The following is a 579-nucleotide window of genomic DNA, read 5'->3' on the forward strand; positions in this document are numbered from 1 at the left end:
TTCCACTTGGTACAAGAAATCTTGTGTGAACGTGCGATCACCAAAGAACAACCAGTTTTTACCTTCAGCATCGCGGTTTTCACGCTCTTGAATAAAGCTGCGGAATGGCGCAATACCAGTGCCCGGCCCAACCATGATGATCGGTGTATTATCATCTTCTGGCAGTTTGAAGTTATTGTTGTGCTCAACAAATACTTTTACGTCACCGCCTTCTTCTAGACGTTGAGCCAAGAAACTCGATGCGCCACCGTAACGTTTTTCATCGTTGTGGTCATATTCAACCAACCCGACGGTAAGGTGTACTTCTTCATCCACTTCAGCTTGGCTAGAAGCAATAGAGTAAAGACGAGGCGTCAAACGGCGCAATAAACCAACCAACTCATCCGCGGTCAGTTTGGTTTTCTTCTCTGCGAATACATCAACAATTTGAGTGTTGGCTGAGTACTCACGAAGCTTGTCTTTATCTTCCACCAGCTTTTGTAGTTTCTTGCTACCGGATAACTCGGCAGACTTAGCCACTCGCTGTGGGTTAGATGTCGTGATCTCGAACTTACTCACCAAAGCACTATGAATCGATAA

The 579-nt window shown here is 45.4% G+C and carries 1 pseudogene; it reads right to left on the reverse strand.

The window, feature by feature from the left end:
- Positions 1–579: pseudogene (gene cysJ, locus R8N49_RS29080) on the reverse strand (NADPH-dependent assimilatory sulfite reductase flavoprotein subunit); the annotation flags it as partial.

It is taken from the genome of Vibrio sp. 1978, from assembly GCF_033344345.1.